The organism is Maribacter aquimarinus (assembly GCF_047345505.1).
GTDB lineage: Bacteria > Bacteroidota > Bacteroidia > Flavobacteriales > Flavobacteriaceae > Maribacter.
The window spans coordinates 1-4984 of the sequence record NZ_JBLFEO010000051.1; the positions used below are offsets into that span (position 1 = coordinate 1).

At 40.9% G+C, this 4984-nt stretch carries 6 protein-coding genes; 5 read left to right on the forward strand and 1 reads right to left on the reverse strand.

Annotated features, from left to right (window positions below):
- A partial coding sequence (locus tag ACKWCC_RS18990; RefSeq protein ID WP_413997549.1) for a tyrosine-type recombinase/integrase occupies positions 1 to 597 on the reverse strand: 597 nt, incomplete at its 3' end.
- A gap of 305 nt (positions 598 to 902) precedes the next feature.
- On the opposite strand from ACKWCC_RS18990, the gene ACKWCC_RS18995 reads away from it, so the two are divergent.
- The 5 genes from ACKWCC_RS18995 to ACKWCC_RS19015 all read left to right on the forward strand — a co-directional run bounded on the left by ACKWCC_RS18995 (position 903) and on the right by ACKWCC_RS19015 (position 4764).
- Complete coding sequence (locus ACKWCC_RS18995; RefSeq protein WP_413997550.1) at positions 903 to 1664, forward strand: HNH endonuclease; 762 nt, start codon at positions 903 to 905, stop codon at positions 1662 to 1664.
- 714 nt (positions 1665 to 2378) lie between these two features.
- On the forward strand, positions 2379 to 2579 hold the full coding sequence (locus tag ACKWCC_RS19000) for a hypothetical protein (RefSeq protein ID WP_413997551.1): 201 nt from the start codon (positions 2379 to 2381) through the stop codon (positions 2577 to 2579).
- A 259-nt stretch (positions 2580 to 2838) separates the two neighbouring features.
- Positions 2839 to 3534: an SDR family NAD(P)-dependent oxidoreductase gene (locus tag ACKWCC_RS19005; RefSeq protein WP_413997552.1), complete on the forward strand. Its 696-nt coding sequence runs from the start codon at positions 2839 to 2841 to the stop codon at positions 3532 to 3534.
- A 689-nt stretch (positions 3535 to 4223) separates the two neighbouring features.
- Positions 4224 to 4472: a type II toxin-antitoxin system ParD family antitoxin gene (locus tag ACKWCC_RS19010; protein WP_413997553.1), complete on the forward strand. Its 249-nt coding sequence runs from the start codon at positions 4224 to 4226 to the stop codon at positions 4470 to 4472.
- A complete protein-coding gene (locus tag ACKWCC_RS19015) occupies positions 4465 to 4764 on the forward strand; it encodes a type II toxin-antitoxin system RelE/ParE family toxin (protein WP_413997554.1) in 300 nt (99 codons plus the stop codon). Before ACKWCC_RS19010 ends, ACKWCC_RS19015 begins: the two co-directional genes overlap by 8 nt.
- Positions 4765 to 4984 lie beyond the last annotated feature (220 nt).

Sequence of the window (4984 nt, forward strand, 5' to 3'; positions counted from 1 at the left end):
TACGCCGTTGGCGGACAGCGCGACGGGCCTGCCTTCCCTATCGTTGCCATTGAAGAGCCATTGCACCGGACGCTCCGCCGCAAGATAGATCCGTATACCGCGGATGAGCAGGTCGCAAAGCGGAACATAGCGGTCCTTGCGGCCCTTGCCCTGGCGGATATGGAGCCGTTTCCTGTCCATGTCCACATCCCTGATGTGCAGGTTGCGCAGCTCGGCGTTGCGAAGACCGCAACCATAGAGCAGCGCCAATAGTAAACGGTGCTTCTGTAGCCTGGGGGTTTTTAACAATAGCTTTACCTCTTCCCTGCTCAGGACCACGGGGAGTTTCTTGGGCCGCTCTATCGAGGGAAGCGCCACCCGGTGCTCGGGCAGCCCATAGATGCGGTACAGGTACCGAAGACCATGGACGGTATGCTTGAAAAAACTCTCCGAAGGGGTTTTGTGACGCCTTTTTTGATGGTGCAGATAGTCCAAGACCTGTTCCCTGTCCAATGAAAGGGGGCCGCACTTGAAGTGCATCGCCATGTGCGCAAGACAACGGGCATAGTTGGCAAGGGTGCTCTGGCTCTTGCCCGAGAGCTCAATGGAGCGCTCCAATTTTTGGAAGTTCAGGGCAAACTCGGGAACCTCGATGCAGGCCCGCTCGATCAGGGTACTACTTTTTTTTCATAATTTCAAGGTGTTAAGATTAAACAGTTCTTAAAGGTAGTGAATGGTGAAGACTTGAAGCTACCTTTAGGTTTAGTTCAACAATGTGTATAATTCATTGCTAGTAAAAGCCTACTTACGAAAGTCCTCGCGGACTTTCTATCTGTGATTTATTTGCTAACTTTAGTGCTTAAACACGCAACGAAATCATACACTAGACCGTTCTACGCAATTTGACCAAACCAACGAAATGAATGAAATTAAAATGTCTTTGGTGTCTCAATGAAGAGCCGAAAGTTACCTTTAAGAAAAAAGCTCACACCATCCCTAAATCATTAGGCGGACAGAATTACAACAAAAATGTTTGTGACGATTGCAATTCGTTTTTTGGAAATAAACAAGAGGTAAACTATTCGATTGAAGAAGCTTTAAAGGAAACTTTCAACATTACTCGGAGAAGATTAATGATGGGAACCAAACAAAAGCGTCAAGTCGGTAGGTTTAAATCAAGATTTTTTGACATTAAAGAGCGGAACGGAAAGCCGAGACTTGTTGTTAAACCTTCATTTCGATTAAACACATCATTTCAAAGAGAATTGAGCCATTATTTTAAGCGAGGACTTTACAAAATGTACTTGGAGGAAATGAATAGGCAAACTGGCAAAGGGTTTGAGCCTAAATATGATGTTATCAGAAATTTTGCAAGATATGGATTAGGAACTGCGACAGTCTTATATTTTACCAGAGTCGCTGGAATAATGCTTATGATGGACAGAGAAGCGGAAACACCTATCCTATTCTTTGACCGAATGAAATACTTATATTCTAACGAACAGTTTGTTGAAATCGAATTTCTTGGACACGTTTTTGGCTTTCCGATAACGTTATTTACAAAATCTGATTTTGATAATTACATAAAAGAATCTTTAAAAGAAAAACAGGGACTTTTTAAGGAGGCAAATGTGATAGATAAATTGACTGACGTAGATTTGACTTTAAGAATAATGAATGAATAAAAACTGCGTAGAACAACGTGTATAGCTCATTGCGGCTGAATTCCTAATCGGAATTCATTGCAATTTGCTATCTTTCGGTTACGGCGGAAAATCATAGCTGATTTTCCGCAACGAGCCATACACAAAACCGTTAGCAAACATATTGCCAGAAATTTCCAATCAGGGTGCAATCGAGACGAATAGTTTAAAAAAAAAAAGGAGCATGGCTCGGGCAGGGCCGCGTTTTTAAAATGGTTTCTTCGGGCCTGGTCCATTGCCCATCTCCGGGCATTTTAGGGAAAATGGGCTTGCCAAAGTTCCGCACTGGCCGACCTGACACTCCAGCGGGATCGTTGCGCAGGACGACCTGCGGCTTGTCCGCAATAGCTCGGGAAAGCTCCGCCGGCCAAAAACGCTTGCCCGCAAACTACGGTTGACCGAAAAAAGAAACCATTTTAAAAGGGTAGGGGACTTCCATAAATGTTCCGGTGCCAGGGCCAAGGTCGGCGCGGCAACACGTTCGCTAACAATATGTATGATCAATACGGGGCGATTTTCCGGTGGAAAATCCACGCATTTTTAGTATGTTTAGCGTACGGGCCGAAATCCTGCGGATTTCAAGGCCGTACTGATCATACATTTAACGTTAGCATTTATTGTGAAAAAGCATTTCATTGGATTTGAAAATTCCGCAAAATGGGCTTTCTAGTAATTAACCGCCAAAATATTTATACAATGAAAAAAATGAACTTTCTGGAAATCAACGGGTTGGTTTTAATCGTAATCGGATTTATTCTCATGATATTGAACGGCCGAATCGAGGACAGTTTTTTTTCAAAGGTTGCCGGGAGATATGAACTTTTCTATTGGGGCGGAATAGTTATTTGGGCGGCGGGATATATGATAAAACAGGGGAAGAAAAAGAAACAAAAATAACTGCGGACTTTTGAGCAAGTTTGTGCAGATGGACTTTACTCGGGTGGACTAAAAAATATAGAACTACGCAAAGGTAACGGCACAATCGTGCGGAAACAACAAATGCTAACAAAGGCTAAAATTCATTGCTTGCGGATTTCCTAAACGGAAATCACGCGCAAAAAGCTATCTTTAGGTTCGGCTGGATTGTCCTTCGGACGAATCACAGCAACGAACCTTAGCCCAACCGTTGTGAGCAAGCTAAAAGAACCGAACGAAAATGAAACACGGAAATATAATTGTCTTTGGAGCAAGTAGCGGACTTGGAAAAGCAGTTGCTGAATATTTGGCAGACAAATGCGAAAACCTATTTACTGTTTCCAGAAGAGACCCGAAAGTTGGAAATTGGATTAAAACGGATTTGACCAAAAACGAAGAAATAATCCAACTGGCTAAAGGACTTGAGAAAACCAAAATAGACGGACTATTATATCTTGGCGGGACTTGGGAGGAACACGCTTTTACATCCGATTATGATTTCAAAACCAGTACTGACCGGGATATTGACAACGTAATATCAGTCAACTTAATTGCACCAATTAAGGTGGTAAAGTATTTACTTCCAAACCTTGAAAAATCTGAGAATGCAAAAGTCGTTTTTATGGGAGCTTTATCTGGATTAGACAACTTTCCAAGTCCTGAAGTGGCTAATTCTTCTTCCAAATTCGGATTACGTGGAGCAGTACATTCGTTGAGACAAACATTGAACTCTTATGAAATTGGTGTTACAGTCATAAACGCAGGGAATATCGGTACGCCAGAAGTTTTACAGGACTTGAAAAACTCAAATCTTGACGAGTCAAATGCGATACCAATAGCCGACTATCTAAGAATTATTGAATTAATCTTGACTTTGAGTAAGGATACAACAATAAAAGAAATAGACTTACCCAATACGAAAGGGAAAAGTGCATAAAAAAGCCAGCTCACAACATTGTATAAACGTAATGCGGGCTAAAGTGCTAAAATTGAACATATTGAATATTAACAAACTAAAGGTACAACCGAAAGCGTAGTGCTTTTAATCCCGCACTACGTTTATACGTTACCGTTGGCAAAAATAGCTCATCAAATAAGTTCGCTATTCTTTTTTCGAGTTTGTAATGCGTATAAATTGCTGAATATTGAGCAAATGGACTTACCAAAACGCCCCCGAAGTATCGGGAGTTGCGCTAATGGACTTTTTAGCTAGTTTGCGCAAATGGACTTTTTACTCGAACGTGTTACAGAACGTTCCGATCTGCGCAATCGAATTGTAATCGTTCCCCAATCGTGGCGCAATCGTTACGTAATCTGCGCAAAGAGCCTGTGCTTACTCGAACGTATCGCAACTTTTGCCAACAATGCCTAAACGTAATGCGGGGTTTTGGGCTAAATCGAAAGGTCTGCGTATATTTATGATGTCGCTAAATCTTTGGGATTTAGCTTTGGACAAAAAAAAGAAAAAGCAAAACCAAAAGCTTTAGCTTCGTGCGCAGACGGAAACGAAAGGTTTCCTTGCCCCCGCACAACGTTTAGCCGAACCGTTGGGTGTAATTTATCAGCCACATCCGAAAATTTGAATATTTACCAAAATTTGGTATATTTGAATAAATCCGAATCGGAATGAAAAACACATCAATATCTTTAGGAAATTATTTTGACCAGTTTGTGCAAACACAAGTATCTGCTGGACGATACAAAAACGTTAGCGAAGTAATCAGAGCTGGACTTCGACTATTGGAAAATGAGGAAAGTAAAGTAATAGCGTTAAGAAACGCAATTCAAGAAGGAATTGACAGCGGAATTGCTCACGATTTCGACCCGAAAAAAAATCTTGAGGAATTAAAAGCCAAACACAAAAAGAATGGCTAAATATGAACTGACCAATAAAGCCGTAGCGGACTTGAACGGAATTTGGGAATATACGCTCGAGAATTGGTCTGAAAATCAAGCTGACAGATATTACAATATGCTTCTTGATATTTGCCAAGATATAGCTGACAATCCAGAATTAGGAAAAAACTATGACGGAATAAAAACTGAACTTTTCGGACTAAAAGCAAACCGACATATAATATTCTATAGAAAATCGAATGTGAATCCTATTGAAATTACCAGAATTTTACACGAACAAATGGACTTGAAAAAACGAATAAGCGAATAATAAAAACTACACCCAACATTGTGTATAATTCATTGCTATTTATAGCCTACTTACGAAAGTCCTTGCGGACTTTCTATCTATGATTTATTTGCTAAATTAGGGCTTGCTGATTTTCTATCAACGGGAACGTAAGATATTAACAATCAGCATTTTATTTTTGAACAATCGACGAATTCCGTTGTACAAGTGCACGGGTTTCCGTAACTTAGGGTAACATACC